The following is a 24995-nucleotide window of genomic DNA, read 5'->3' as shown; positions in this document are numbered from 1 at the left end:
GGCACTTCCGTCGGTCGCCCCGCAGTCCCTAAGGTGACGGCCATGACCAACACGGGGAACGACACCACCGACGTGCACATCAGCCTGGTCGGCGGCACCCGCCTCGAAGGCGCCGAGATCCACGCCCGCACCCTGACGGCCTCCCTGGTCGGCGGCGCCGACATCGACCTCACCGAGGTCGACATCCCCGACGGCGCCGAACTCCGCATCACCAAGCTCAGCCTGGTCGGCGGCGTCCACCTCCGGGTCCGCCCCGAAGTCCGCGTCAAGGTCACCGGCATCCGCCTCGGCGGCGTCAGCGACGACGGCCCGACCGTCGCCGGCGGCCCGACGGTGCACGTCGCGGCCTGGGGGCTGGTGGGCGGCGTGCGGGTGAGCCGGGACTGAACGCTCTTCGGTCACCGGACCTCAACGGCGGTCGGACGAAAGCGAATTGACGCGACGAGGCGGCCGGGGGCAATCGGGCTGCGGGAACGACCGTTCACGGATCCGTGGATGCCGCACAAGGTGCGCCGGCTGGCTGGGCTGGAACGAGATCCTCGCCACCGACTGGGGCGAACCGGCCGTCCCCCGCGCCACCGGCATCGCCCGGTACCGGCAACCCCCGGACGGCGCCTTGCAGTTGCTGCACCGCGAGGACGGGAGCCGGGCTTCGCACGGGCAAGCGGCACCGACACCCGGCGCGTCGACCCCGCCCGCATCGGTGAGTTGTGGGCCGAGGGCACCGAATGGCGCACCGGCAGCACCGTCTTCCGCGCCGAACGCGCCCGCCGCCGCGACGCCGGCCCCGCCCGACGGCCCGTGGCAGCCGGTGTGGACCGTCATGCGCGCCCTCGCGCGAGTTCACGGTGACCGGAACGTCCGGCTGGTCCTCTGGTTCGAGGAGTCGGCGTCCGCGTCACCCGACCGGTGCAAGCCGGGGCGGGCAGATCGCGGCAGCGGTCGGCGGGCCCGCCGAAGCCCGTGGAAACGCCTGAATCAGGCGAAGAACCGTGCGAGTTGATTCAGACGGTTGGCCCAGCACGGCCAGCCGCGAAGCTCGTTTGTGTGCGCATCATGGGTCTCGGCCGCCGGTTCGGCCGAATTCCCCTTCCGTTCCCCGAAAGGAACGCCCATGCTCCGCACTTCCCGTTCCCGTGCCCGTAAGGCCGCCGTTGCCGCCGCGTGCGCCGTGCTGCCCCTCGGCGCGGCCCTCGTCGCCCCGGCGGCGGCCAGCGCCGCACCGGCGGCCGTGAAGGTCTCGTGCCAGGCCGCCGGCCAGGTCCACTTCAACCCCGGCGTGGAGCTGCTCCCGCGTGCACAGCACGTCTCCTACCAGGGCCAGGAAGGCGCGTGCGACGACTTCAGCAAGTTCGACATCATGACCGCGAAGCTCACCATGAGCTTCGATGACGTCTCCCTCTCCTGTCTGGCCAGCGGCAGCTCGGGCAGCGGCAAGGGCAGCGCCAAGATCGAATGGACCGAGGAGGACGGCGAAACGGCGGAGAGCATCCTCGACGTCCAGATCGACAACTCCGCCCTCAATGTCGGACATGTGTCGGGCCAGGTGCGCAGCGGCCAGTTCAAGGGGCACGGATTCACCGGCACCTTCAAGACCAGCCTGGTCGCCGGTGGGATCGAATGCACCATCGGCGCCCCGGGCGGTGGTGTGAAGGACGCCGACTTCACCGGTGACTTCAGCATCTCCTGACAGCGGTTCGACGTCCGCGGTGGCGCTGCCGGTGGGCCTCGGCCCGTCGGTGGCGTCGCCGCTTGGACGTGTTCCGTGAAGTCCGTGTCGCGCGATTCGAGTTGGGTGGTGGCGTGCGCATATTGCCGTCGTGCCAACGGAGTTGCCGACTCCTGCGGCCTGGCACCGGTGCGTGGTTCAGGCCGGGCCGTGGGCGCGGAGTTGGGCCGGGCGGCCGGACGGGCGGTGCCAGCTGAGGTCGAGGCCGGTGGCGCGCAGGGCGATGCCGAGGGCGTGGCGCATGGCGTCCTGGACAGCGGTGGTCAAGTCCGGTGCGGCGAGGCGCGGCGAGGGGTTCCAGCCGAGGTCGGCCAGGCCGGCCGCATCGCAGTCGTTCAGGGTGATGCCCGCGCCGCCCGGGCGGGTGGCCACCGGGAGGCCTGCCAGGGTCGCGCTGCGGCGGACGGCCGTGACGATCTCGGCCCGGACGCCGGGGTGAACCGGCGGCGGTGCGGCCGGGGCGGACGGCGGGGGAGTGGGGCCGGTGTCCGGCCGGGCGGCAGAGCCGCGCACCGTGGTTCGGGCCGGGGCGTCGGTGCGTTCCGCGTCGAGGTCGAAGGCGGGGAGCAGTTCGGCGAGTGCGTTCTCGAGGGCGTCGGCGACCAGTTGACGGGCGGTGGCCGCCGGGTTCTGCCCGCCGCCCACCGTCGCCGCGTCCTCCAGCCGGGGCGAGGCCAGCCAGCGCAGCGCGATTGCCCCGCCGTTCGGCACCAGGTGCACGCCCGGCCCGTGGCCGCCGTGCGCGACCGGCAGGCCGGCCAGCAGCAGGGCCTCCGTCACCCGGTCCGCCAGCACCGGATCGAGCCCGGGCGCGAGGACCTGACCTGACGTCAACTCGCGGTTCTCAGTGGCGATCCTGTCCACCCCGACCCCCTCCTCCGCGGTGCGGACCGTTCGCGCCGCCCGCGGAGAGGGTATCCATGAACATGCAAAATTCAACAGCGCTCGGAACGGTCAGTGTGGGGGCTCGGGGAGCGGCCCGCAGAGCAGGTTGCCCGGGTCGGTGGGGTTGTCGCTGATCCAGAACTGTGCCCAGAGCAGGGCGAATTCGGAACGGCCGAGGTGGCCGTCGCCGTCCCGGTCGAGCTGGTCGAAGACGTCGCCGGTGTCGATGGCGCGGCCGTGCCAGGTGTCGACCAGGTGGCGGTGCTCGGCGCGGGAGATCCGGCCGTCGCCGTTCTCGTCGACGGCGTCGAAGACCGCGTCGGAGGTGGCGTTGACGTATTCGAGCATCGCGGGCAGGCGGTCGACCATGGCGAGGATCTCGTCCAGGCCGACTCTGCCGTCGCCGTCGCGGTCGGCCGCCGCGGACAGATGGTCCCACCAGCCGAGCGTCACTTCCGTTACCCGCGCGGCGAGTTCGGGATCGTCGGCGACCCGGGGCAGCCGGTGCCAGCGGTCGGCGAGGTCCTGGAAGTCGTCCTGATCCAGGTAGCCGTTCCGGTCGGTGTCGAAGGCCTGGAACATGGTGGTGAGCTTGCTGCGCTGGAACTCGCTGGCCAAGGTAAACAGCCTCTCTCGGGGTGCACTTGCCTTGATCCTTTTCCGTTCGGTCGGATCCCGCACCGGCGCACCGTGGCGCGGCCCCTGGCCTGCCCCGCTCCGGGGGCGCACGAGAGGCCATGCGCGCGGCCACCCTTTCGGTGTGGGCCCGGTGCGGCGGGCGGGCCGATGAATGTGGCCGTTATGTGTCCGTCAATTGGAGGTTTATTGCGGCGGCCCACAGTAGTGACATGGCCGCCGGAGAGACCGGCGGACCACTCCGGGGGGAGAACCCATGGGAACCTACGCCCGCATCGCCGGCGCCTTCGCGGCCGCCGCCGCGCTCACCGTCGCGCTGACCGGCACCGCGTCCGCCGCCACCACCACCGAGGCGGCCACCGCCAAGTCGCCCGCCGCCGCGCCGGCCCTCACAACTGCCGCCCGCAGCACGGCGGTCAAGCTGAACAACTGGACCGGCTGCACCCTCACCCGCGAGAACTGGTGGCTCTCGCACGGCATCTGGACCAGCCAGCCGCCGGTGCACATCTACAACGGGCAGCAGGGCAGCTGGGCGTCCGAGTCGAACGGCTTCGCCACCGGCACCGAGGGCTACGCCCGGTTCTACGCCGAGAGCTGCGCCAACCCGGTGCTGAACGGCCGGATCATCCAGGTCCACTGGGACAACCCGTACGTGGGCTCGAACAGCTACGACTCGAACGGCACCGACCTGATGTTCTACGTCCCGCAGCCGGCCGGTGGCGGCGGCAACAACGCCGTCGCCGAGTTCTCCGCCTGGGGGCACTGACCCTCCCCGGAGGGGACGCAAGGGAACACCGGCGAGCGGCAAGGGTGCGACTGTTGCGGTGCGGGGTGTGGGTGGGGCCTGAGTGGGCAGGTATGGCAGGTCCCTGATCACGTCCGACGGGCGACAACCGTCAACTCCCTTGGGGGAACCGCACAATGAAGCGCAAGTCCTGGGCGCTGCTCACCGCCCTGTCCCTGCCGCTCGCCCTCTCCACCACCGCGGTGGCCGCCGAACCCGCGGCCGCCGCGACCACCGCCGGCGCCGGGTGCGTGTACTCGCCCGCGGTGCCGGCGGACAACTTCAAGGGCATCCCGGTCTTCGACGCGAAGAAGGCGGCCAAGCCGTACAGCGCCACCCTGCGCACCACCCAGGGCGCGATCACCTTCAAGGCGCTGACCGACAAGGCCCCCTGCACCACCTTCTCGTTCCGGTTCCTCGCCGAACGCAGCTACTACGACCGCACCCACTGCCACCGCCTCACCACCCAGCGCCTGTACGTGCTGCAGTGCGGCGACCCGACCGGCACCGGCAGCGGCGGCCCGGGCTACTCCTTCCCCGACGAGAACCTCGAGGGGGCGACCTACCCGGCCGGCACCGTCGCAATGGCCAACGCGGGCCCGGACACCAACGGCAGCCAGTTCTTCATCGTCTGGAAGGACACCAAGCTGCGGCCCAACTACACCCCGTTCGGCCAGATCACCGGCGGGCTCGACGTGCTGCAGAAGATCGCGGCCGGCGGCGAGGACGACCAGAACGCCCCGGGCGACGGCTTCCCGAACCTGCGGGTGGACTTCCGCAAGGTCAGCATCTCCAGCCACTGACCCGGCCCTGGGCGGCCCACCACTCGCGGTGGGCCGCCCCGCGTCCCCGCCGCCCGGATCAGTGCCCTCGCCGACCATCTGCTCGGCCGGCAAAGGGAGTTCGCCGCCACCGGCGAAAAGCCTATTGGCGGTGATCGACTCCACCAACCGCATGCTCGACGGCGGCCTGATGAGCGCCGGCCTGACGCTGCGCCGGCCCGTGTGTGCTGCCCGCGTGCCCAGGCTTCGGCTCCGCCCCGGCCGCCACGCCGCGCAGATTTTCGCCGGCATCGACGCCGGCATCCCCGCACCGGAAGGCACACGCCGCGCCGGCCGCTGCCCGTTCTCCGGCGACCGCCGACGCCCCGTCGTCGAGCCCACCTTCGACGACGGCCCCAACCCGCCGTACACCGGCCGGATCCTGGACGTCCTCGACGGGTGCGCCGTTCCCGCGGCGTTCTTCTGCGGCGGCCCGCACGCCCTGGCGCACCGACGAGGCGATCGCCAAACCCGTCGGCGAGGCGGGCCCGCGAATGCTCCGCCCGCCGTACGGCTCCCGCACCCCCGACGTGCTGCGCCGGCTCACCGAGAGCGAGGCCACCGTGGTGCTGTGGGACGTCGAGCCGTCCGACCGGGCCCGGCCCGGCGCACTGATCCCGATGCCCGATGCCCGATGCCCGATGCCCGATGCCCGACGGCGGCGGCAGCGGCGACCGCTCACAGACCGCCGACGCCCTGCCCGGCGTGATCGAGGGCCTGCCTGCCCGCGGACACACCCTTGCCCGGGTGGACGGCCCGACCTGACCCCGGTCTCTCGCGGCGCGGGGGTGCGGTTTTCCGAACCCCGAGAACGGGTGCTGGCACGGGCGAAACAGCAGTTCCCCGCGACGCACGATGAACACATGAACAGCGCAACGAGTACCGAAGTGGAGCTCGCCGTCCGCGCCGAAAGCGTGCACCGCGGCTATCGGCGCGGCGGCAGCGACGTCCCCGTCCTGCGCGGCGTGACGGTCCAATTCCGGCCGGGGACGTTCACCGCCGTGATGGGCCCGTCCGGATCCGGCAAGACCACCCTGCTGCACTGCCTGGCCGGCCTCGACCGCCCCGACCGCGGGCAGATCTGGTGGGGCCCCACCGCGATCCACACCCTGCCCGAACGCCGCCTCGCCCGACTGCGCCGCGAGCAAGTCGGCTTCGTCTTCCAGGCGTTCAACCTGATGCCCGGCATGACCGCCGCCCAGAACGTCGAACTCCCCGGCCGCATGGCCGGACACCGCCCCGCCCGCCCCACCGTCCACGACGCCCTCGCCCGGGTCGGTCTGGCCGGCCGCGAGCGCCAACGCCCCGCCCAACTCTCCGGCGGCCAACAACAACGCGTCGCAATCGCCCGCGCCCTGGTCTCCCGCCCACGCGTCCTGTTCGCCGACGAACCCACCGGCGCCCTCGACCGCACCACCGGCACCCAAATCCTGCACCTGCTCCGCACCGCCGTCGACCACGACGGCACCACCTGCGTCATGGTCACCCACGACCCCACCGCCGCCGCACACGCCGACCGGGTCCTGCTCCTCACCGACGGCCAACTCGTCGACGAACTCCACCACCCGACGGCCCGCCAGGTCGCCGACGCGCTGGCTGCGGCGGGGGGCGAGGTGTGATGAGTACGGTACTTGCCCGGCGCCAACTGCGGGGCCGCCGGGCCGGGTTGGTTGTCGCGTCGCTGCTCGCTGTCGCCACCGCGTTCGGCGTGCTCGCCGGGCAGGCTGCTGCCGACGGGCGCGCTGCGCTGGGGCGGGGCGTGATGGGCGCGGTGCTCGTCCGGCGCCAACTACGGTGTCGCTCGGCCGGTTTGGTCGTCGCGTCGCTGCTCGCTGTCGCCACCGCGGTCGGCGTGCTCGCCGGGCAGGCTGCTGCCGGCGGGCGCGCTGCGATGGGGCGAGGCGTGATGGGCGCGGTGCTCGTCCGGCGCCAACTACGGTGTCGCTCGGCCGGGTTGGCCATCGCATTGCTGCTCGCCGCCGCCACTGCACTGGCTGCGCCCGCCCGGCGCTTCGCTCTGCGCCACCAGTACGGCGACCTGGCCCTGCTGCGCACCGTCGCCGCCACACCCCAACGGGTCCGCCAACTGCTGCGCCGACAGGCCGCGTTGACGCTCGCGCTGCTCGGCACCACCGCCGCCCGCGCCTTCCTTGCCGCACTCCAGCACCCCACGATGGCGTCCCCGCGCGCCGGGATCGGTGCCACCCTCCCCGCCCCAGCCGCCGCCACCGCGCTCGCCACGACGGGAGGCGAGGCGCGATGACCACCGTGCTCGCCTGGAGCCAACTGCGCCGCCGCCCCGCCGGGTTCGCCGGTCTCGCCGCCGCGTTGCTGCTCGCCGTCGCCACCCTCACCGCACTCGGCGCGCTGCTGTTCGCCGAGCACGGCGTACCGGCCGCCGACCGGCGCGAGGTGCGCGGGCCCGGACTCGGGCTGATCGCCGGGGCGTTCGGCGAAATCACCGTACTGGTGGCGTTCTTCGTCGCCCTGAACACGCTCGGCTTCGCTCTGCGCCACCAGTACCGCGACCTCGCCCTGCTGCGCACCGTCGCCGCCACCCCCCGACAGATCCGCCAACTGCTGCGCCGACAGGCCGCGTTGACGCTCGTCCTGACAGCCGCCCCCGGCGCCCTGCTCGGTACCGCCGCCGCCCGCACCTTCCTCGCCGCGCTCCAGCACCGCATGATGGCTGCCCCACACGCCCGGCTCGGCGCCGTCCTCCCCGCCGCAGCCGCCGCCACCGCGCTCACCCTGCTGGTCGTCACCCTCGCCGCCACCCTGACCGCCCGCCAGGTCACCGCGCCCGCGCCCGCCGCGGCCCTCGCCGACAGCTCCGGCCCGGACCGGCGGCCCGGCCCCGTTCGCCTGCTCGCCGCGGCCGCCGCCCTCACCGGCGGAGCGCTGCTGGTGCGCCTCGCCGCGACCCGGCCGCCCGCCGACGTCGACAAAGCCGCGCAGGCGACGCTGCTCGCCACCCTCGTCCTGCTCGCCGGCGTCGCCCTCGCCGGCCCGCTGCTCGCCCCGCTCGCCACCGCCCCGCTCGGCCTGGCGCTGCGCACCCTGCTGCCCGCCACCGGCTGGCAGGCCGACGCCAACCTGCGCGGCTACGCCCGCCGCCTCGCCTCCGCGGTCGTCCCGATCGCCCTGCTCACCGGCCTCTCCGCCACCATGGCGACCATGACCGCCACCGCTCTGCACGCGGCCGCCGGCCCGCCCACCGGCGCCACCTCCGCCACCGACACCTGGCTGCGCCAGGCCGAACTCGGCCTGCTCAGCTCCTTCGGCGCGATCGCCACCGTCACCACCCTGGCCGCACTCACCGGCGAACGCCGCCGTGAGTTCGCTCTGCTGCGGCTGCTCGGCGCGACCCGCGCGGACGTCCTGCGCGTCCTCACCCTGGAAGCCGCCGTCACCGCCGCCCTCGGCCTGCTCCTCGGCGGCGCCGTCACCGCCACCACCACGGCCGCGTTCAGCATCGGCGCCACCGGACACGCCGTGCCGACCGTCCCCGTCACCACCTGCGCCTGGATCGCCGCCGCGGCCGCCCTGCTCACCGTACCCACCGTGCTGGCGGCCGCAGTTGCCGCGATGCGGCGGGCCCCGGCGGGCAGCGCGCACGAATGAGCCCGTCGCCGGGAGATCATGATCACCGGTACGGGAGACGGAGGTTGGGCCGATGAGGATGCGACGCTGGTGGGCGGTGCGACCCGGAGACGTGGCGTTCCTGGTGCTCGGACTGCCGGTGGCGCTGCTCGGCGCGGCCTACGCGCTGGCCGCGCTGTATGCGGGGGTGCTGCTCTCGCTGACGGTCGTCGGACTGCCGGTCACCGCGCTCGCACTCACCGGCGCCCGCCAACTCGGCCTGCCGAACCGGTGGTTGACGGGCCGACTGCTCGACGAGACCGTCCCCGCGCCCGGCCCGGCCGCCCGTCCGCACGGGGCCACCGCCCGGATCAGGGCCGCACTCACCGACACCGTCGCCTGGCGCACCCTCGGCTACCTGCTGCTGCGCCTGCCCCTCGGCGTACTCGGCCTCGCCGCCGTCCTGCTGCCACTGGGCAGCGCCTGGCTGCTCGGCTTCCCGCTCTGGCTGCGCCTGCTCGAGGACGGCCCGCACCCCGCGACCCCGCTCGACCTCGCCGCCCCACTGCTCGGCCTCGCCCTGTTCGCCCTCACCCCACCCCTCGTCCGCCTGACCGCCGACGCCAACCGCCGGCTGGCCCGCCACCTGCTCGGACCGGCGCGCACCCAACAACGCGTCCAACACCTCGAAGCGGCCCGCCACACCCTGCTCACCACCGGCACCGAGAGGCTGCGCCGCCTCGAACGCGACCTCCACGACGGCACCCAGGCCCGGCTGGTCGCCCTCGCCATCACCCTCTCGCTCGCCGACGACACCCTCACCCAGCACGCCCCCGCCGACCCCCGCCTGCGCACCCTGCTCGACCGCGCCCGCACCCAGACCGACGACACCATCGCCGAACTCCGCGCCCTCACCCAAGGCCTCCGCCCCACCGGCCTCGACGGCGGCCTCCCCGAAGCCCTCCCCGCCCTCGCCGCCGGCTGCGCCGTCCCCGTCACCCTCCACCTCGACCTGCCCCGCCGCCCGGACGAAGCCGTCGAACAGACCCTCTGGTACTGCGCCGCCGAACTCCTCACCAACATCACCAAACACAGCACCGCCACCGCCGCCACCCTCACCCTCACCACCACCCCCACCCGGGCCCGCCTCACCCTCCACGACAACGGCCCCGGCGGCGCCACCCCCACCCCCGGCCACGGCCTCCACGGCCTCACCACCCGCCTCGCCGCCGTCGACGGCACCCTCCGCATCACCAGCCCACCGGGCGGCCCGACCGTCATCACGGCCGAACTGCCGCTCACCCTCTGACCGTTGACGGCCACTCGGTGCCGCCTCGTGCCGGCCAGGCCCGGTCGTCGGCGGCCAGCCACGGTTCGTGCGCGGCACCGGCGGGAGTTGTCCCGCTGAACGCGCGGACGTCATGGTGGAGATGGGACTGGTCGGCATAGCCGCCGTCGACGGCCACCTGCGCGGGAGCGTCCCCGCGGACCAGGCGGTGGACGGCGCGATCGAAGCGGACCAGCATCGCGGCGCGTTTGGGCGTCAGGCCGGTCTGCGAGCCGAAGCGCGACCACGTGCGCTGGCGGCTCCAACCGAGCAGGCCCGCGAGCTCGCTCACCCGGGTCTGTCCGTGGCCGGCGACGATCCGGCGCCAGGCCCAGGCCACTTCGGGATCGACCCCCGGGCCCGCACGGAACCGGGTCATCAGCTCGGTGTCGATCAGCGCGAACCGCTCCGGCCAGGTTCGCGCCTGGTGAAGCCGTTCCCGCAGGCGTGGCACGGCACGGCCCCACAGGTCGTCGAGCGCGACGACGCTCCCGCGCAACTCGGCGAGCGGGAGCCCGAGTACGGGGTGCGCGACAAGCGGAGACAGGCGTATCTGCACGCAGTCGGCGCCCTCGACGCACACCTGGAAGGCACGGAAGCCGAGCCCGGCGGCCAGGCTCTCCGACCGCATCCGGCCTTCCGCGCCGCGGATGTCGAACGGGCGGTCACCGAAATCGAGAGCCACGGTGACGGCCGGGTGAGGAATGACTCGTAGGTCGATCGGGCGGTCACCGCGAATGCGGAACCCGGCCATTTCGACACCGGGCAGCACGGTCACTCGTGACGGTCGCGCGATCTCCCAGGCAGCGGTGGGGTCTGCCGTCCGGACAACAGGGTGCACGCCTCGACGGTACGAGCGGCTCGGCAGCGGAATCAACCACCGTGCGAGACGCGACATTTCTCCAAGACTCCCCGCGCCCGCCACCGCAAGAGTGGTGGCACCGCACGCGGCGCACCTCGCGCCGCACACCGCGCACCTCGCACGTCGCACCGACACCGCGCGCCGCGCACCTCGCACCTCGCACCGAAGCCAACCGACGGAGGAATCATGAACGAGCCGAACGCCCCGCAGAACAAACACCCCCACAGCCGGCCGGACGCGGCGGCCCCGAACGTCCCGCGCCGACGGCGGGCGCGGACCCGCCGGTGGCGGATCGCCCTGCTCGCCGCCGGCGTGCTGGCCCTCCTCCTCACGGGGAACACGGTGTCCGTGCGCGGCCAGACGGCGGGGGCCTCCGGCGACCAGATCGTGCACATCCCCGGTGGGGACCTCCATGTCGTCCAGGACGGGCCGCCCGGCGCGCCCACGGTGGTGCTCCTGCACGGCCTCGGCGGCTCGACGGCGTGGTGGGACCCGGTCCTGCCGGCGCTGCGGGACCTGCACGTGGTGCGGGTGGACCTGCTCGGGCACGGCAGATCGGCCAAACCGGCCGGTGGTTACGGCATGGAGGAGCAGGCGCGCCGGGTCGGTGCCGCGCTCGACCAACTCGGGGTGCACCGCGCGACCGTCGTCGGGCACTCCACCGGCGGTGCCGTCGCCACCGCGCTGGCCGAGCAGCGCCGCGCCCTGGTGGGGGCGATCGCACTGCTCGACACCGGCCCGCGCCTCGACGCGTACCTCGGCGACAGCTTCGCCGCTCACCTGCTGTCCACGCCGGTGGTGGCGGAACTCTTCTGGCGGTTTCGTACCGACGGCACCATCCGCGCCGCGCTGAGTTCCGCGTTCACCCGCGAGGTGAAGATCCCCGACCGGATCGTCGCCGACGTCCGGGGCATGACCTACCGAAGCCTCACCGCGACCGACGAGGCGTCCAGCGCGTACGTGAAGGAACGGCCCATCCCCGACCGGCTTTCCGGCCTCGGCCTGCCGACCCTGGTGGTCTTCGGCTCGCAGGACCACCGTTGGCGTCCCTCCTTCGCCCAGGACTACCGCCAAGTCCCCGGCGCCCGCATCGAGATCCTCGACGGCGTCGGCCACAGCCCCATGATCGAGGACCCCGACAGCACCGGAACGCTCCTCCACGGCTTCGCCATCGAAACCGCGCCACACTGATCACCCCGGATCGGCAGCCCACCGGGCGGCGGACCCGCCGTCGTCGCCGTCGAACTGCGCGCACAAATCCGACCGGTGACACCCCGTCGGGTGCTACGTTGGTCTGCTTTGCTCCGGCCGGAAGGAAAGCAGATGGACATCCCCGCCCTGCACAGCAAGTTCCTCGACGACACGCTCCCGCGCATCCGGCAGGACGCACGCGTCGCCGGTGCGGCGATCGGCGGGTCGATCATGACGGGCGACTCCGACGTCTACTCGGACGTGGACCTGATCGTGGTGATCGACGACGCGGCGTACGACGCGGTCATGGGGGAACGGCTGGCGCTGATCGGCTCCTGGGCACCGCTGGTGGCGGGGTTCACCGGGGAGCACGTCGGCGAGCCCCGCCTCATCGTCTCCCTGGTCGGGCCGCCGCTGCTGCACGTGGACTTCAAGTTCGTCCGGGTCTCCGACTTCGCCTCGCGGATCGAGGACCCGGAAATCCTCTGGGACCGCGACGGCCTGCTGGCCGGAGCCCTCGCCCAACAGCCGCCCGCCGCCCAGGAGTTCGATCCCCAGTGGATCGAGGACCGGTTCTGGGTCTGGGTGCACTACGGCGCGACGAAGCTCGGCCGCGGCGAACTGTTCGAGACCATCGGCGTCCTCGCCCAGCTGCGCGGCATCGTCCTCGGGCCGCTCGCCGCCCGCCGGGCCGGCGCGGACCCGCGCGGCGTGCGCCGCCTGGAGACCGTCGCCCCCGAGGAGGCTCGCGCCCTCCGCGCCACGCTGTGCGGCTACGATCGCCACGAGGCCGGGCAGGCGCTCCTCGTCACTGTCGACCTCTACCGCCGCTGGTCCGAACAGGACGGCGAAGCGACGGTCGAACGGCGCCACCACGCGGAGAAACTCGCCGTGCAGTACCTCCAGGACGTCATCGACCAGGCCCACTGAACAACGCGCGGGGAACGACAGGAGCGGTGATGACGGGGGAGTACTGGGACCGGGAACCGGACGAGCACATCCGGTGGGCCCGCTACCTCGCGGAGTTCGCCGAGGCGTCCCCGCAGGACGCGGCCGCACTGATCGCCCGGTTGCTCACCGACCCCGACACGGCGATGGCCAACAGCGCGGTCCGCGAATACCTCGACGGTCGGGCCGCCGCACTGCCCACCGACCCCGGCTACCCGGCCTGGCGCGACGAGATGACCGGGCCCGTGGCAGCGGGCGACTTCGTCTCCGGGCGCCTGCGCGAGTGGACGCTGCTGCGGGCGGTGACGCTGGACGAACCGTGGGACGCCGACGAGCTGCTCGCGGCGTCCAACTGGTGCCGGCTCCACGCCGCCCAGACCGCGACGGTCGGGACGGTCGTGGCGGCACTGGCCGAGGGCGGGCGGACCCGACGCATCCCAACGCCGCCAAGCTCCGCCTCCCGCGCTGACCTTCAGGCGCCCGTCTCGGCGAGGTAGGCCAGCACCGCCAGCACCCGACGGTTGTCCGCAGGCGAGGCATGCAGGTCGAACTTGGTGAACACCGAGGCGACGTGCTTCTCCACCGCGCGCTCCGACACCGAGAGCTGCTGCGCGACCGCCCGGTTGGAACGGCCCTCGGCCACCAGCGCCAGCACCTCGCGCTCACGGGCCGTCAACTCGCCCACCGCACTGCGCCGGCGGGCGCGCATCAGGTGCGTGACGACCTCCGGGTCGAGGGCGGTGCCGCCCGCCGCCACCCGGTGCAGCGCGTCGACGAACTCCGAGGTCCGGGCCACCCGTTCCTTCAACAGGTAGCCGATGCCGGCCGCACCGTCCGCCAGCAACCGGGTCACCCAGCCGGTCTCCAGGTGCTGCGAGAACACCAGCACCCCGACCTCCGGCCAGCGCCGCCGGATCCGCAACGCCGCCCGCACCCCCTCGTCGGTGTGCGTCGGCGGCATCCGCACATCCACCACCGCCACCCGCGGCCGGTACTCCGCCACCGCCGCCAGCAACTCCTCGCCGCTACCGACCGCCGCCGCCACCTCCAGCCCCCGCACGGTCAGCAACTCCGCCAGGCCGTCCCGCAGCACCGCCGAGTCCTCCGCCAGCACCACCCGCAGCCGATCGTCCGTCATCCGCTCATTGTGACGCACCGCCCCCGCGCGCCGACCGACAGGCCGTCACCCCCCGATCCGCCGAACCGCCCGTGTGGACGGTTCAGTTGCCGGCCGGCCAGAACGGCATCGGCGCGCTGCCGTCGTACACCGAGGCCAGGGCCGTCAGCACCCCGGCGGTGCCGGTCGCCAGGTCCATCGACAGGCGCATCAACTGCTCGCCGGGAAACGCAGGTTGGCCCTGCCGAGGCAGTACGTGCCAGGCCAGGCGGCGAACATGACGGTCGATCACCTCATCGTCCGGCGCAGGCCCGGAAGGGTCCAGGGCGAGCAGCGCGAGCAGCCCGGCCCGCCCGTTGAACAGGCCCGGCTGCGCGACGAACTCCGGTTCTGCGGCGGCCCGGAGCCGCCCCACCCGCTCGGCCAGCACGGAATCGGGGCGGTGCCGCAGCAGGGCGTGCGCGACGGCGGCGATGCCCGCGCTGCCGGACTCCAAGCACGCCGGTGTCCGGCCGTCCACCCGCAGCGTGCCGTCCTCGGCGACGACGCAGCGCGCGAGGTCCTGGTCGAGGGCGGCCCGGGCGAGGTCCAGCAGGGCCGGGTCCGCGCACTCCTCGAACAGCCGGACCAGCAGCAACGCGGTCCCGCTCGCGCCGTGCAGCAGCCCGGGCCGGGCCGTGGGCGCCGGCGCGGGTTCGCCCAGCCGGAGGGCGGCAACGGCCCGGTCGGCACTGTCGACGGCCGCGGCGAGCAGCGCGCGGTCACCGGTGACGCGGGCGAAGTGCAACCGCGCCAGCCCGATGCCGGCCAGGCCCGCCGACAGCCCGGGCCCGGCACCCGGCTCGTCGTCCCGCTCGAGGCGCCGCAACAGCTCCAGCGCGCTCCCGCGCCGGCCCAGCCGGTCCAGCGCCCACGCGACGCCGTGCGCGCCGACGAACAGTCCGGGCCGGCAGGGCCGCCGCTCCACCGCGTCGACCAGCCACCGCACCTGCCGCGGATCGACGCCCGCGCCCACCGAGTGCAGCGCCCACAGGACGCCCGCCGCGCCGTACGACAGACCCAGGGCGTCGTGGGTGAACTGCGCGGGGTCGCCCGGGAACAGCCGGTCGGCACGCTCGGGCGTCGCACTCCCGGCGATCGCCGCCACCAGCCCGTTCCGCAGCCGCGGCCAACCCTCCCGCCCATCCCCGAACAGGCTTTCCACAGCGGCCAGTTGAGCCTCCCCGCGCGACCCGCCCTCGGGCAGGTAGCCGATCGGCAGCTCGAAACGCTTCCGGGCGGAACGGGCCAGCGCCGCTCCCTTCGCCGGATGCAGCGCAGTCAGTGGCACCAGCGGCAGGAACGCCCACATCCGCAGCGCCCGCAGCGCACACTCGTCCACCTCGAACCCGGCCACCCCCGCCGGCGCCGCGAACCCGGCCTCACCCACCCCGGGGTGCACGAACTCTCCCACCGGGGAGGCGAGTTCGAAGTCGACGAAGACCGCCGACCCGTCCTCGCGGACGACCACATCGCGCGGATGCAGACCCCCGAGGACGATGCCCCGACCGTGGACGGCACGCAGCGCGCGCTCCACCGCGTCCAGCACCGCCAGCGCCTCCTCCCGGTACGCGGCCACCGCCACCTCGTCCGCCTCCGCGCGCACCAGCGGAAAGCGCCGGCCGAACCAGCGGTGCAACCCCTCGCCCGCCACATACTCCCGGACCAGGAAACGGTGCCCCCGCGCCGTCAGTTCACCCAGCACGGCCGGCACCGCGTCCAGACCCGCCAGCGCCTCCAACGCCCGCTGCTCGCGCGCCAGCCGCCGCACCGCGTCCTCACCACGCCGATCGAGGCCCGCAAACGGGCGGCCCTCCTTCAGGACGACCCGCTCGCCACCGCCGACCGGCCGCGCCAGGTAGCTCCCGCCACCGTTCGAGACGTGCAGCACCCGCTCCACCGTGAACGGGAAACCGTCGACACTCCCGAGCCCCGCGCCCGCCACCGCCCCGGCCAGCACCGCCGGCACCGGCGCCCACTCCGGCAGGTCGAACGCCGCCCGCCGCACCTCCGGACGCAGCACGCCCGACGGCTCGCGCAGCGCCGCCACCACCTCGCCCTCCCCGGTGCGGCACCACTGCTCGGCGAACGCCCCGTAGCGCAGGTACAACGGACCGCGCCGCCACCGCAGACCGCCCGGGATGCCCGGGCCGGGCGCCCCCGCCAGGGCCTCGTCCAGCCCGCCGAGACATCGCTCCAACTGTGCGTCGTCCGCCGGGTACAGCGTCAGGAACGTCCCACTGGAGTCGCGCGGGGCGTACTCGGCGTTCTGCAGCCGCACCAACGCCGGGCTGCGCAGGAATTCGAACGCCACCCCGTGCCCGAAGCAGTACGCCCGCACCACCTCCAGGATCCGCGGCGCGTTCTCCGGACAGGCCGACACGTGGATCCTCCACCCCTGCTCCGGCAATGGCACTGCGCCCGGCCGGTAGCCCACCCACGCCTCGCGCAGGCCGCGAACCCAGCCGTCCGGCGCGGCCCCGGCAGCCGCCGGGAACTCGTCGCGGGCCGCCCACTGGACCGGGGAGTCGTAGAAGACCGGATCGGCGTAGGTGTACGCCTCGTAGCGCATGTCCATCGGATCGCTCCATGGCGCCTCGCGGGGGAATGTGACGCGGCTTCCGACGACGCGGGGGACGTCCGGCCGACCGTCACCGAGAGTCTGCAAGGACGGGCGCGAGCGCCGAAAGAGCCCCGGCGAGGGTTGGCCGGATCCCGCAGGCGCATGCCACCGGCCCGCACACCTGCCCCCGAACCCTCCCTTTACCTGCGCTTTCCCATGCCGGACGCCGCCGCAACCGCGAGCCCGCTCCCGCCCGCGGCACCGTCCCGCCAGCGGCGATACCGGGCCGGGGCCCGTCCCCCCGTCGCACGCGCCGGAGCGACCGCGCCCCGGTCGCACCTCGGCGCAACGTCGGAGCGCACACGCCCGCCGAACGGGCCCCGACCCGGCACCCGCTGTCCGGTACCCGACCGGCGCGCCGCAACCCTCGAAGGCGTGCCCGCACCGCCGCGCACGCCCGGCGTGGGAGCGTCACCGCGCGCCCCACCTCGGACAACACGCCCAGGAAAGGCCCCAGTTGGCCGGTTGTCGGTCTTCCAGGACACCCCGCCCGGGTAGCACCGACGGGTAGCACCGACCACCCCCACGACGCCACCGTCAGCGACCTGACCCTCCGCCCCCGCACCTGACCCCACCCCCGCCGAACGCTTGGCCGCGGGCGGCCGGTTCGGCGCAGCCCACCACGCCTGCCCGTCGTCCGCACCCGCACCCGACAGGCCCCGGCGCGCGGCGGGATCGCGGGCGCGACCTCCACTCGGTGCCGCCCGCGTCCTCACCCGCCGAACCCTCAGGCCCGCGCCGCTCCCGCCAGGTCGATCCCGAGGACACCCGCCGCAGTGGCCACGCCCACGCGGCCCCCGTCGGTGATCACCAGCCCGACCGCAGCCGCGCCGATCGCCAGATCATGCGTGACCCGCTCGGCGCCAGCCAGCACCACGCGGACCAGGCCGTCCGCCCACCCGGCCGCGCACATCAGGCCGCCCGGCGTGGTGGCGACGGCGACCGCGGTGACGGGGACGTCCCGGGCCGGGAGCGGCGGGGAGAGCGGGCCGCGGCCCGGCATCCACGCCTGCACCCGGCCGTCGGCGCCGCCGGTGATCAGCAGGTGGTGCCCGCCGTGGTGGGCGAGATCGAGCGCGGTCACCGGCCCGTCGTGGAGCGGAGCGTCACTGCGCACCGCCTCCGTCCCGTCCCGGTCCTCCAGCAGGTGCACGCCTCCCGCCGCGTCCCCGGCCGCCACGGCGCGCTGCTCGCCGCCCCGCGCGGCGATCGCGGTCGCCCCGGCGTCCATCGAGGCCAGCAGCCGCCGCATCCCGTCGCCGGACGGGCCGGACAGCTCGGAGGGGCGGATCTCCTCGACGGCGCCACTGTGCCGCAGTGCGTACGTGCTGCCGTCGTGGCCGGTGGCCAGCGCGACGGTGGAACGGTCCGTCAGCCGGAGCGGCGAGCCGCCCGAGGGCCGACCGGTGGCAGGGTCGATCGCCCCGATGTCCCAGCCGACGGCGACCGCGAGCTGCCCCTCGTGCGACGGGGCGTTGTGCCGCGCGATCAGGTACACCGGGTCGGTCCGGCGCGCGAACGCCCAGCCGGCCCGCCAGCCCTGCCCGGCGAGCTGCGCGAACCGCTCCGACAGGTCGCCGCCCTCACCGGCCGTCCAGCAGTGCAGCGCGGACGCGCGCTCGCCCGGGTCCGCGGCGGCGATGACCCGCGGCCCGGCCGGCCACCACGCCCGGTGCACGGCGCCGCCGTCCCCCGACTCCGCACCGTTCGCGGCCCGCAGCGCCACCCCGTGCTCCACCGCGAGGCCGACCGCCAGCGGATCGGCGTGCACCAGGAACGCCGGGTCCGCCAGCAGGTCGTCGACCGGGGCCGACGTCCGGACGGCGTGCCGCAGCACCAGATCGAGCCGGTCGGCGTCCTTCGGGCCGGGCTGCTCCTCCGGCAGGAGGTTCTGGCGGATCGACAGGTGGTCGAGTCCGGTCCGGGCGAGGCGCTCGGCGAAGGAGTCCGGCCAGACCCGGTAGCGCCCCTCGTGGTCGGCGGGCAACAGCAGCTCGACGGCCTGCTCCACCGCGAACGGGCCGAGGCTGCCGGGCAGTTCGCCCCACAGCTCCTCGTCGAGAGCGCCCCGGACCGAGGCCAGCGCCACCACCGGAGCCCGGACGAGTTCGGGCAGCGACTCCCACCACGTCTCGGCCAGCGTCTCGGCCCGCCGCGCGAGCGGGGCGCCCGCGTCGAGCAGTATCCCGTCACCGGTGCGGGCGGCCAGCAGCGCCAGCGCGGGCGACGGGTAGACCTCCGCCGGGAGTCGGCGTCCGGCCAGGGACGTCGCCCACCGGGTGAACGCCTCCAGGTCGGTCCACTGCGGCTGATCGAGGTCGAGCACGGCGGCCGGCACGTCCAGCGCGGCCGCCGCCGGCGTGTCGGAGGCGCACTCCACCACGATCCGCAGCCACGGCACCCGCAGCAAGGGCCGCAACACCTCGGCCGCGATGCGCCGCGCGGCATCCGGCAGCAGACCGGAACCCGCCCGGTCGAGGTCGGTCACCACCAGGACGCGCGGCACCCCGTCGATCAACGCCGCGACCAGCTCCTCCGGCCCGGCCGCCGACACACCCAGCAGCCCGGCGAGCCGCCACACGAACAGGTCCACGGTCAACTCGGCGGCGGACAGCGCCACTTCGACCCGCCGACCGGAGTGCGCATGGTCCGGCGGGCACGCGGCGACCAGCCAGTGCAGCAGGTGACTGCGGCCACTGCCGCCCGACCCGGCGACCCGGCACAGCCGCGGCGCCTGCGGGTCCTCCAGCCAGCCCAGCAGCGCCCGCCCGGCCGGGCGCCGCCCGGCGTGCAACGGCGGCAGCGGCGCCGCGCCGTCCGCGACGGGCTGCTCCGGCTCCGGCGCGCCGTACCGCGGGTTCGGCCAGAACCGCAACGGGAAACCGTCGCCGTCCACCTGCCAGGCCCCCTCCACGACCCCCACCGGCACCCGCCCGTCCGGGTCGTGGCCCTCGTCGGCCTTGAACAGCCAGCCCCCGCGCCGCACCGCCTCCGCGCACTGCTCCCGGGACATCCGCGGATACGGCCGGTACCCCGGCGGACGCGGCGGCACAAACCCCTCGACGACCGACTCGCCCGGCCCGTCCGGCACGATCAGCTCGCTGGCCCGGTCCTCACCCATACAAGTCCTCCCCGTCTCGCCCCGTTCGCCCCCGAACGCAGCGGGGACACCCTAGCGCGCAGCAGTGCCGGCCGGACCGCGATCCGCCGCCATCGCCCCACCCGAACCTTCCGAACGAGGATCCCGCTCTCCGGCGGTGCGCGGAAGTACGTGAGTGACGATCCGTCAAAAGCCGGAACCAAGCGGTCTGATGTGATCGTCTGCCCACGCATGAATGACAACACGGTAGTAGGACGACGGGGTTTGCTGCGCACGGCGGTCGCGGGAGCGGCCCTCCTGCCGGTGGCCGGAGTCGGAGCAGGCGCCGCGGTCGGCGCGAGCGCCGGAGTCGCGGCCGCGGCCGAGACGGACGAACCGGCACCGACCGGCGGCGAGACCGTCTACCGGTGGCTCGGCAACAGCGGATGGCGGATCGAGGGCAACGGGAAGACCGTCCTGTTCGACCCGTACATCACGCGGTACCCGACGAACGACTTCGACCCGAAGACGAAACTGACCGTCGCCCCCGACCTGATCGACCAGCACATCGGCAAGCCGGACCTGGTCCTGGTCAGCCACTGCCACTGGGACCACTTCAACGACGTCCCGTACATCGCCAAGCACCACGGCGTGCAGGTGGTCGGGACGGCCACCGCCTGCCACCTGCTCCGCGCGATGGGGGTGAAACCGGAGCAGCTGATCGTGGTGAAGGGCGGCGAATACCTCGACTTCGGCGGGTTCACCGTCCAGGTGGTCGCCAGCCTGCACAGCCGCAACGCCAAGCACCAGTACTGGGTGCCAGGCACCCTCACCGGCCCGCCCGCCACCGCCCCGCGGACCATCGGCGACCTCCCGGAGGGTGACACCCTCGCCTTCCAGGTCCGCCTCGGTGACGGCCCGTCCGCCCTGCTGACCGGCGCCGCCGACTTCTCCGAACAGCACTACGCCGGACTGAAGCCGGACATCGCCATGCTGTCGGCGGAGACCAACGCCCACAGCGTCCACCGCTACGTACCGCGGCTCCTCAAGGCCCTCGACCACCCCCGCACGGTGATCCCCGTGCACTGGGACTCCTTCGAGACCCCGCTCACCGAGCCGGCCGTCCACGACACCGGGATGGACCTGGACGGCCTCATCAACCAGACCCGCGAACTCTCCCCCCAGACCCGCCTGATCCGCCCCGAACACCTGACCCCGCTCCGCCTCCGCGCCTGACCGCCCCGGCCCCGCCTGCGAGGCCGCCCCGGCCTTCGAAATCTGCCGCCCAACCGTCAACTATGGTGTGCGGACGCCACGGTGGCACCACCTGCCACCGTGCGCCGAACCGCACGACACCACCAGGGGGACCCATGACCGAGGCCGCACAGCACCTCCAGGCCACCATCCCGGCCACCATCACCACCGAGCGGCTGATCCTGCGCCCGTTCACCGCCGCCGACGCCGACGACCGCTACGCGTACCAGTGCCTGCCCGAGGTCGTCCGCTACCTCTACCGCCCGGCACTCACCCGCGAGGGCAACGAGGCCTCCATCGCCACCCGCGGCGTCCACGCCGGCTGGAGCGCCGACAACGACGGCCTCCTCTGGGCCGTCTGCCGGGCCGACCAGCCGGGCGTCGTCGGCGAGGTCGTCGTCACCCTCACCAACGCCCGCGCCCGCCAGGCCGAGATCGGCTGGGTCTTCAACCCGCAGTACGCCGGCCAGGGCTACGCCACCGAAGCAGCCCGCGCCCTCACCACAACAGCCTTCGAATCCCTGGGAGTTCACCGCCTCTTCGCCCGGCTCGACGCCCTCAACACCCCCTCCGTCCGAGTCTGCGAACGCCTCGGCATGCGCCGCGAGGCCCACCTGATCGACAACGACCTCGACGGCGACCGCTGGGGCACCGAATACGTCTACGCCATCCTCGCCCGCGAGTGGAACGCCTGACCCATCACCTGCCCCGCCCGGCTGTCCGACGGCCGGGCGGACGTGCGGCGGCACCGGCCGACTGATTCATGACGGATTCGCCCCGTCCCGCCGCTGCGTAGCGTCATCGAGGTCAGCCGCCCCGACCGCATGGGAGCACCACGATGCCCGCCTACGCCCTGGCCCAGGTCCACTCCGTCGAGGTCTGCCCCGACACCGTCGAATACCTGCGGCGCATCGACGCCACCCTCGACGCGTTCGGCGGACGCTTCCTCGTCCACCGCGGCAAGTTCGAGACCATCGAGGGCAGTTGGGGCCGGAAGGGCCTGATCATGATCGAGTTCCCCGACTACCAGCAGGCCCACGCCTGGTACACCTCACCCGCCTACCAGGACATCCTGCCCCTGCGCACCCGCCACATGACGGCCGACGTGATCATCGCCGACGGCGTCCCCGCCGGCTACCGGGCCGGGCACCGCTTCGACGAGCACTGAGCCCGCCCCTCCCGGCCGGCGTGCCGTCGGGCCCGCCGGCCGGGACACGCCGGTGCCCGGCGGGTGGGATTCCCGCCGGGCACCTGAATGCGAATGCTGAGGTCAGCCCTTAGAAGTGGGCACCGGACTCGGTGTGCGAGCCCTCGACGCCCTCGTCACCGGCGAAGACCCAGCCCTTGGAGTGCTCGACGCCGCACGGGTCGACCTCGGAGTGGACCTTGGCCTCGCCGGCCCCCTCCTCGTTGGCGATGAACTGACCCTGGTTGAACTCCGCGCCCTCGTGGCCTTCGTGGCCGTGGGCAGAGGCGAGTCCGGCGCAGCCGAGGACGAGGGGGGCGGCGAGGGCGCTGACGGCCAGAACACGCTTGAGAGCACGCATGAGAATCTCCTCCGAGAAGTTGGTCGGTGGCGGGCGCGGTGTCGGTCCTGCCGATTCCAGAACGCCACGGGATCCGGAGGCCCGCAAAAGGGCCGTGCGGCCGTCTGGTCCTGACGGATCCTCAGAACCCTTGCGCCTGCGGGGGAGGGGAGGTTCGAAGGTTCACCCCTGGGTGGTCGCCCGGGAAGCGCTCTGATTTACCTAACAGATCGTCAGATCACTTTCATCACACGACAGATGGCGCAGCGCGGCGCTCACGGGTGCCAGGGTGCCGCAGTGGTCGAACCCTGCGCGCGTCCTCCGAGCGCGGAACGATGTTCGGCGCGAGTGGCGGGCCGAGGCCGGGAGCGGTACTGCTCGCGCGGCGGGACCATCGAGGCGCCCGTCCGGCGATCCCGATCCGGGCGTCGTCGGCGGCGTGCGTACCTCGCCGCCTGGCCCGTTCGAGGGTGTCCGGTCGTCGCGCTCCTGAGTTCTCATCAGGCCCCCGTGGTCGCGGCAGTGCTGATGCCGGGTTGGCATCCCGCGTTCGGGCATCCGAGCGATTCGCCAGGTCCACTGATAGTAATAATTGATAACACTTGGTATTAGCTGTACATAGTCAAGGGCATGACGAGACATTTCCGCGGACCGTGGCGGCTCAAATCCCGAACGGCCCGCTTCATCAGCGCCGCAGCCACACTCGGCCTGGTCGGTACCAGCCTGGTCGCCTCGTGGGGCGCCGAGGCCGCCGCCCCTGAACGCCCCCGAGCGGTGGCCATGCCGGAGCGTGTCCGAGCCACTGGTTCGCCCCTCCTGCAGGAGGACTTCACCGGCGCGACCGCGGACCCGAGGTTCGTCGCCGTCGGCTCGGCGTGTCTGACGGGTGCTCCGACCTCGCCCCTCGGGCCGGACGGCCGCCCGCTGGGCGGCTGCCCGCTCCCGCAGGTCGGCCCGGTGCCGCCGCTGGACGGCTCGCCGTTCGGCTACCTGCGGATCACCGACTCCAGCAACGACCAGAACGGCGCGGTGCTCTTCGAGCAGGCGCTGCCGGCCAACGCCGGTCTGGACGTGAGCTTCGACCAGTGGCAGTACGGCAGCACCACGCCCGCCACCCCGGCGGACGGCATCTCGTTCTTCCTGGTCAACGGCGATGTCTCGCTCGATCACCCCGGCGCGTTCGGCGGCAGCCTCGGCTACGCGCAGAAGCTGCCCGACGACAACCCGAACCTGACCTTCCTGCCCGGCGTCGACGGCGGCTACCTGGGCGTCGGACTCGACGTCCTCGGCAACTACTTCGGCGACTGGGAACACCGCGGCAACGGTTGCCCGCCCGGCCAGCGTTCCCCGGCCGGAACGGGCTTCCACGTCCCGGCGCCCGGACCCAACATGGTCACCGTCCGCGGCCCGGGCAACGGCCTCGAGGGCTACTGCTTCCTGACCGCGACGACCAGCAACTTCACCACCACCGGCCCGTGGCCGTCCACCCTGCCGGGCAACCTGCAGGGCCCGCTGACCGCCCTGCCGCCGGGCGTGACGCCGGCCCAGGCCCAGGCACTGCTGGAGCCGTCCCGCCGCCGGGTCAACGTCCACATGACCCCGGCGCCGAACCCGGTCCTGACCATCAGCGTCGACTTCAACGACGGCACAGGCCCGCACCAGGTGCTGAGCACCCCCGCGCCGCAACCCGTCCCCCCGACCTACAAGTTCGGCTTCGCCGGCTCCACCGGCCTGTTCACGGACGTGCACCTCATCCGCAACGTGGTGATCGGCACCGACCAGCCACTGCCCGAACTCAACCTCGTCAAGCAGGCCCACCAGCCCCTGCCCGCCGACCTCACGATCGGCAGCACGATCCCGTACGACTTCGTCGTCACCAACTCCGGGACCATCCCGATCAACAACCTGGCCGTCAACGACCCGAAGGTCGGTCCGATCAACTGCCCCGTGACCGTGCTGGAACCGGGCAAGACAGTCACCTGCACAGCGACCTACCTGGTCACCGCAGGAGACGTCGCCGCAGGCCACGTCGTCAACACCGCCCAAGCCACGGGCACCGCAGACGGCGATCCCGTGACATCGCCACCATCCACCGAGGACATCCCCGTGGTGGCCCCGCCGGGCATCGAGATCGTCAAGCACGTGGACGCCCCCGAGCCCTTCAACGTGGGCGACACCGTCCCCTACACCTACGTGGTGAGCAACACCGGCGGCACCGAGGTGACGAACCTCTCGGTGACCGACGACAAGATCACCAACATCACCTGCGACACCACCACCCTGGCCCCCCGCGGCAGCCCCGGCGACAGCACAGAATGCCACGGCACCTACGTGATCACCGCAGCCGACGCCGCAGCCGGCCGCTCCACCAACCACGCGACAGCACACGGCACATCCAACGGCGAGCCAATCACCTCCCCCGAGACAGAAGCCACCGTCACAGTCATCGGCCCGTCCTCCCTCGCCCTGAGCAAGCAGGCAGACACCGCAGGCCCCGTCCACGTGGGTGAGACCGTCGGCTACACGTACACCGTCACGAACACCGGCACCGCCGTTGTCCACAACGTGACCGTCTCGGACGACCATGTTGCC

At 73.5% G+C, this 24995-nt stretch carries 23 protein-coding genes and 1 pseudogene; 17 read left to right on the top strand and 7 right to left on the bottom strand.

Going from position 1 to position 24995, the window contains the following annotated elements; translation table 11 throughout:
- The first annotated feature begins 42 nt into the window (after nt 1-42).
- Together ACIHEI_RS35805 and ACIHEI_RS35800 are read left to right on the top strand one after the other, a co-directional pair.
- Complete coding sequence (locus ACIHEI_RS35805; RefSeq protein WP_387641857.1) at nt 43-387, top strand: hypothetical protein; 345 nt, start codon at nt 43-45, stop codon at nt 385-387.
- A gap of 727 nt (nt 388-1114) precedes the next feature.
- On the top strand, nt 1115-1690 hold the full coding sequence (locus ACIHEI_RS35800; protein WP_396609723.1) for a hypothetical protein: 576 nt from the start codon (nt 1115-1117) through the stop codon (nt 1688-1690).
- A 177-nt stretch (nt 1691-1867) separates the two neighbouring features.
- Here ACIHEI_RS35800 and ACIHEI_RS35795 read toward each other — a convergent pair whose 3' ends face one another.
- Nucleotides 1868-2593 (bottom strand): hypothetical protein, encoded by a 726-nt coding sequence (locus ACIHEI_RS35795; RefSeq protein ID WP_396609722.1) that lies wholly within the window; start codon nt 2591-2593, stop codon nt 1868-1870.
- A gap of 90 nt (nt 2594-2683) precedes the next feature.
- Nucleotides 2684-3232, bottom strand: coding sequence for an EF-hand domain-containing protein (locus ACIHEI_RS35790; protein ID WP_396609721.1), 549 nt, complete (start codon nt 3230-3232; stop codon nt 2684-2686).
- 274 nt (nt 3233-3506) lie between these two features.
- Between ACIHEI_RS35790 and ACIHEI_RS35785 the strand changes: the two genes are divergently transcribed.
- From ACIHEI_RS35785 to ACIHEI_RS35750, 8 genes and pseudogenes are all read left to right on the top strand, one after another.
- A complete protein-coding gene (locus tag ACIHEI_RS35785; protein WP_387641866.1) occupies nt 3507-4016 on the top strand; it encodes a hypothetical protein in 510 nt (169 codons plus the stop codon).
- A 155-nt stretch (nt 4017-4171) separates the two neighbouring features.
- Complete coding sequence (locus tag ACIHEI_RS35780) at nt 4172-4837, top strand: peptidylprolyl isomerase (protein WP_387641869.1); 666 nt, start codon at nt 4172-4174, stop codon at nt 4835-4837.
- 151 nt (nt 4838-4988) lie between these two features.
- Nucleotides 4989-5252 (top strand): annotated as a pseudogene (locus tag ACIHEI_RS35775) (hypothetical protein); the annotation flags it as partial.
- A gap of 230 nt (nt 5253-5482) precedes the next feature.
- On the top strand, nt 5483-5620 hold the full coding sequence (locus tag ACIHEI_RS35770; RefSeq protein ID WP_396609743.1) for a hypothetical protein: 138 nt from the start codon (nt 5483-5485) through the stop codon (nt 5618-5620).
- Between the two features lie 98 nt (nt 5621-5718).
- Nucleotides 5719-6474: an ABC transporter ATP-binding protein gene (locus ACIHEI_RS35765; RefSeq protein WP_396609720.1), complete on the top strand. Its 756-nt coding sequence runs from the start codon at nt 5719-5721 to the stop codon at nt 6472-6474.
- Nucleotides 6474-7118 (top strand): hypothetical protein, encoded by a 645-nt coding sequence (locus ACIHEI_RS35760; protein ID WP_396609719.1) that lies wholly within the window; start codon nt 6474-6476, stop codon nt 7116-7118. The genes ACIHEI_RS35765 and ACIHEI_RS35760 overlap by 1 nt, the downstream gene beginning before the upstream one ends.
- Complete coding sequence (locus tag ACIHEI_RS35755) at nt 7115-8479, top strand: FtsX-like permease family protein (protein WP_396609718.1); 1365 nt, start codon at nt 7115-7117, stop codon at nt 8477-8479. Before ACIHEI_RS35760 ends, ACIHEI_RS35755 begins: the two co-directional genes overlap by 4 nt.
- A gap of 52 nt (nt 8480-8531) precedes the next feature.
- Nucleotides 8532-9746, top strand: a complete 1215-nt coding sequence (locus ACIHEI_RS35750; RefSeq protein ID WP_396609717.1) for a sensor domain-containing protein — start codon at nt 8532-8534, stop codon at nt 9744-9746.
- On the opposite strand, the gene ACIHEI_RS35745 is transcribed toward ACIHEI_RS35750, so the two are convergent.
- A complete protein-coding gene (locus ACIHEI_RS35745; RefSeq protein ID WP_396609716.1) occupies nt 9736-10542 on the bottom strand; it encodes a helix-turn-helix domain-containing protein in 807 nt (268 codons plus the stop codon). The genes ACIHEI_RS35750 and ACIHEI_RS35745 overlap by 11 nt on opposite strands.
- A gap of 270 nt (nt 10543-10812) precedes the next feature.
- Here ACIHEI_RS35745 and ACIHEI_RS35740 point away from each other — a divergent pair, with 270 nt between their 5' ends.
- From ACIHEI_RS35740 to ACIHEI_RS35730, 3 genes are all read left to right on the top strand, one after another.
- Nucleotides 10813-11817 (top strand): alpha/beta fold hydrolase, encoded by a 1005-nt coding sequence (locus ACIHEI_RS35740; RefSeq protein WP_396609715.1) that lies wholly within the window; start codon nt 10813-10815, stop codon nt 11815-11817.
- A 132-nt stretch (nt 11818-11949) separates the two neighbouring features.
- Nucleotides 11950-12747: a nucleotidyltransferase domain-containing protein gene (locus tag ACIHEI_RS35735; RefSeq protein WP_396609714.1), complete on the top strand. Its 798-nt coding sequence runs from the start codon at nt 11950-11952 to the stop codon at nt 12745-12747.
- Between the two features lie 29 nt (nt 12748-12776).
- A complete protein-coding gene (locus ACIHEI_RS35730) occupies nt 12777-13262 on the top strand; it encodes a hypothetical protein (RefSeq protein ID WP_396609713.1) in 486 nt (161 codons plus the stop codon).
- Here the strand turns inward: ACIHEI_RS35730 and ACIHEI_RS35725 are convergent.
- The 3 genes from ACIHEI_RS35725 to ACIHEI_RS35715 form a co-directional block, all read right to left on the bottom strand.
- Nucleotides 13238-13903, bottom strand: coding sequence for a LuxR C-terminal-related transcriptional regulator (locus ACIHEI_RS35725; protein ID WP_396609712.1), 666 nt, complete (start codon nt 13901-13903; stop codon nt 13238-13240). The genes ACIHEI_RS35730 and ACIHEI_RS35725 overlap by 25 nt on opposite strands.
- An 82-nt stretch (nt 13904-13985) precedes the next feature.
- Complete coding sequence (gene lanKC, locus ACIHEI_RS35720) at nt 13986-16499, bottom strand: class III lanthionine synthetase LanKC (RefSeq protein ID WP_396609711.1); 2514 nt, start codon at nt 16497-16499, stop codon at nt 13986-13988.
- A 772-nt stretch (nt 16500-17271) separates the two neighbouring features.
- Entirely contained in the window at nt 17272-19665 is a 2394-nt protein-coding gene (locus tag ACIHEI_RS35715; protein WP_396609710.1) for a hypothetical protein, read from the bottom strand.
- A 243-nt stretch (nt 19666-19908) separates the two neighbouring features.
- Between ACIHEI_RS35715 and ACIHEI_RS35710 the strand changes: the two genes are divergently transcribed.
- From ACIHEI_RS35710 to ACIHEI_RS35700, 3 genes are all read left to right on the top strand, one after another.
- Nucleotides 19909-20859 carry an MBL fold metallo-hydrolase gene (locus ACIHEI_RS35710; RefSeq protein WP_396609709.1) on the top strand — a complete coding sequence of 317 codons (951 nt, stop codon included), beginning with the start codon at nt 19909-19911 and terminating at the stop codon, nt 20857-20859.
- Between the two features lie 134 nt (nt 20860-20993).
- A complete protein-coding gene (locus tag ACIHEI_RS35705; protein ID WP_392954165.1) occupies nt 20994-21572 on the top strand; it encodes a GNAT family N-acetyltransferase in 579 nt (192 codons plus the stop codon).
- Between the two features lie 143 nt (nt 21573-21715).
- Nucleotides 21716-22045: a DUF1330 domain-containing protein gene (locus ACIHEI_RS35700; RefSeq protein ID WP_396609708.1), complete on the top strand. Its 330-nt coding sequence runs from the start codon at nt 21716-21718 to the stop codon at nt 22043-22045.
- A 109-nt stretch (nt 22046-22154) separates the two neighbouring features.
- Here the strand turns inward: ACIHEI_RS35700 and ACIHEI_RS35695 are convergent, their stop codons facing one another.
- Complete coding sequence (locus tag ACIHEI_RS35695) at nt 22155-22424, bottom strand: hypothetical protein (RefSeq protein ID WP_396609707.1); 270 nt, start codon at nt 22422-22424, stop codon at nt 22155-22157.
- Nucleotides 22425-23033: 609 nt separating this feature from the next.
- Here ACIHEI_RS35695 and ACIHEI_RS35690 point away from each other — a divergent pair.
- The coding region (locus ACIHEI_RS35690) for a hypothetical protein (RefSeq protein ID WP_396609706.1) at nt 23034-24995 on the top strand (1962 nt) is incomplete at its 3' end.

The organism is Kitasatospora sp. NPDC051984, assembly GCF_044593455.1.
Classification (GTDB): Bacteria; Actinomycetota; Actinomycetes; order Streptomycetales; family Streptomycetaceae; genus Kitasatospora.
The sequence above is the reverse complement of the archived record's forward strand: the minus strand, read 5'-3'. Positions and strand labels throughout refer to the sequence as shown.

Coding starts and splice junctions, on each gene's coding strand:
- ACIHEI_RS35805 (WP_387641857.1), top strand. CDS start 43: ATGACCAACACGGGGAACGACACCACCGACGTGCACATCAGCCTGGTC.
- ACIHEI_RS35800 (WP_396609723.1), top strand. CDS start 1,115: ATGCTCCGCACTTCCCGTTCCCGTGCCCGTAAGGCCGCCGTTGCCGCC.
- ACIHEI_RS35785 (WP_387641866.1), top strand. CDS start 3,507: ATGGGAACCTACGCCCGCATCGCCGGCGCCTTCGCGGCCGCCGCCGCG.
- ACIHEI_RS35780 (WP_387641869.1), top strand. CDS start 4,172: ATGAAGCGCAAGTCCTGGGCGCTGCTCACCGCCCTGTCCCTGCCGCTC.
- ACIHEI_RS35770 (WP_396609743.1), top strand. CDS start 5,483: ATGCCCGATGCCCGATGCCCGATGCCCGACGGCGGCGGCAGCGGCGAC.
- ACIHEI_RS35765 (WP_396609720.1), top strand. CDS start 5,719: ATGAACAGCGCAACGAGTACCGAAGTGGAGCTCGCCGTCCGCGCCGAA.
- ACIHEI_RS35760 (WP_396609719.1), top strand. CDS start 6,474: ATGAGTACGGTACTTGCCCGGCGCCAACTGCGGGGCCGCCGGGCCGGG.
- ACIHEI_RS35755 (WP_396609718.1), top strand. CDS start 7,115: ATGACCACCGTGCTCGCCTGGAGCCAACTGCGCCGCCGCCCCGCCGGG.
- ACIHEI_RS35750 (WP_396609717.1), top strand. CDS start 8,532: ATGAGGATGCGACGCTGGTGGGCGGTGCGACCCGGAGACGTGGCGTTC.
- ACIHEI_RS35740 (WP_396609715.1), top strand. CDS start 10,813: ATGAACGAGCCGAACGCCCCGCAGAACAAACACCCCCACAGCCGGCCG.
- ACIHEI_RS35735 (WP_396609714.1), top strand. CDS start 11,950: ATGGACATCCCCGCCCTGCACAGCAAGTTCCTCGACGACACGCTCCCG.
- ACIHEI_RS35730 (WP_396609713.1), top strand. CDS start 12,777: ATGACGGGGGAGTACTGGGACCGGGAACCGGACGAGCACATCCGGTGG.
- ACIHEI_RS35725 (WP_396609712.1), bottom strand. CDS start 13,903: ATGACGGACGATCGGCTGCGGGTGGTGCTGGCGGAGGACTCGGCGGTG.
- lanKC (WP_396609711.1), bottom strand. CDS start 16,499: ATGGACATGCGCTACGAGGCGTACACCTACGCCGATCCGGTCTTCTAC.
- ACIHEI_RS35715 (WP_396609710.1), bottom strand. CDS start 19,665: ATGGGTGAGGACCGGGCCAGCGAGCTGATCGTGCCGGACGGGCCGGGC.
- ACIHEI_RS35705 (WP_392954165.1), top strand. CDS start 20,994: ATGACCGAGGCCGCACAGCACCTCCAGGCCACCATCCCGGCCACCATC.
- ACIHEI_RS35700 (WP_396609708.1), top strand. CDS start 21,716: ATGCCCGCCTACGCCCTGGCCCAGGTCCACTCCGTCGAGGTCTGCCCC.
- ACIHEI_RS35695 (WP_396609707.1), bottom strand. CDS start 22,424: ATGCGTGCTCTCAAGCGTGTTCTGGCCGTCAGCGCCCTCGCCGCCCCC.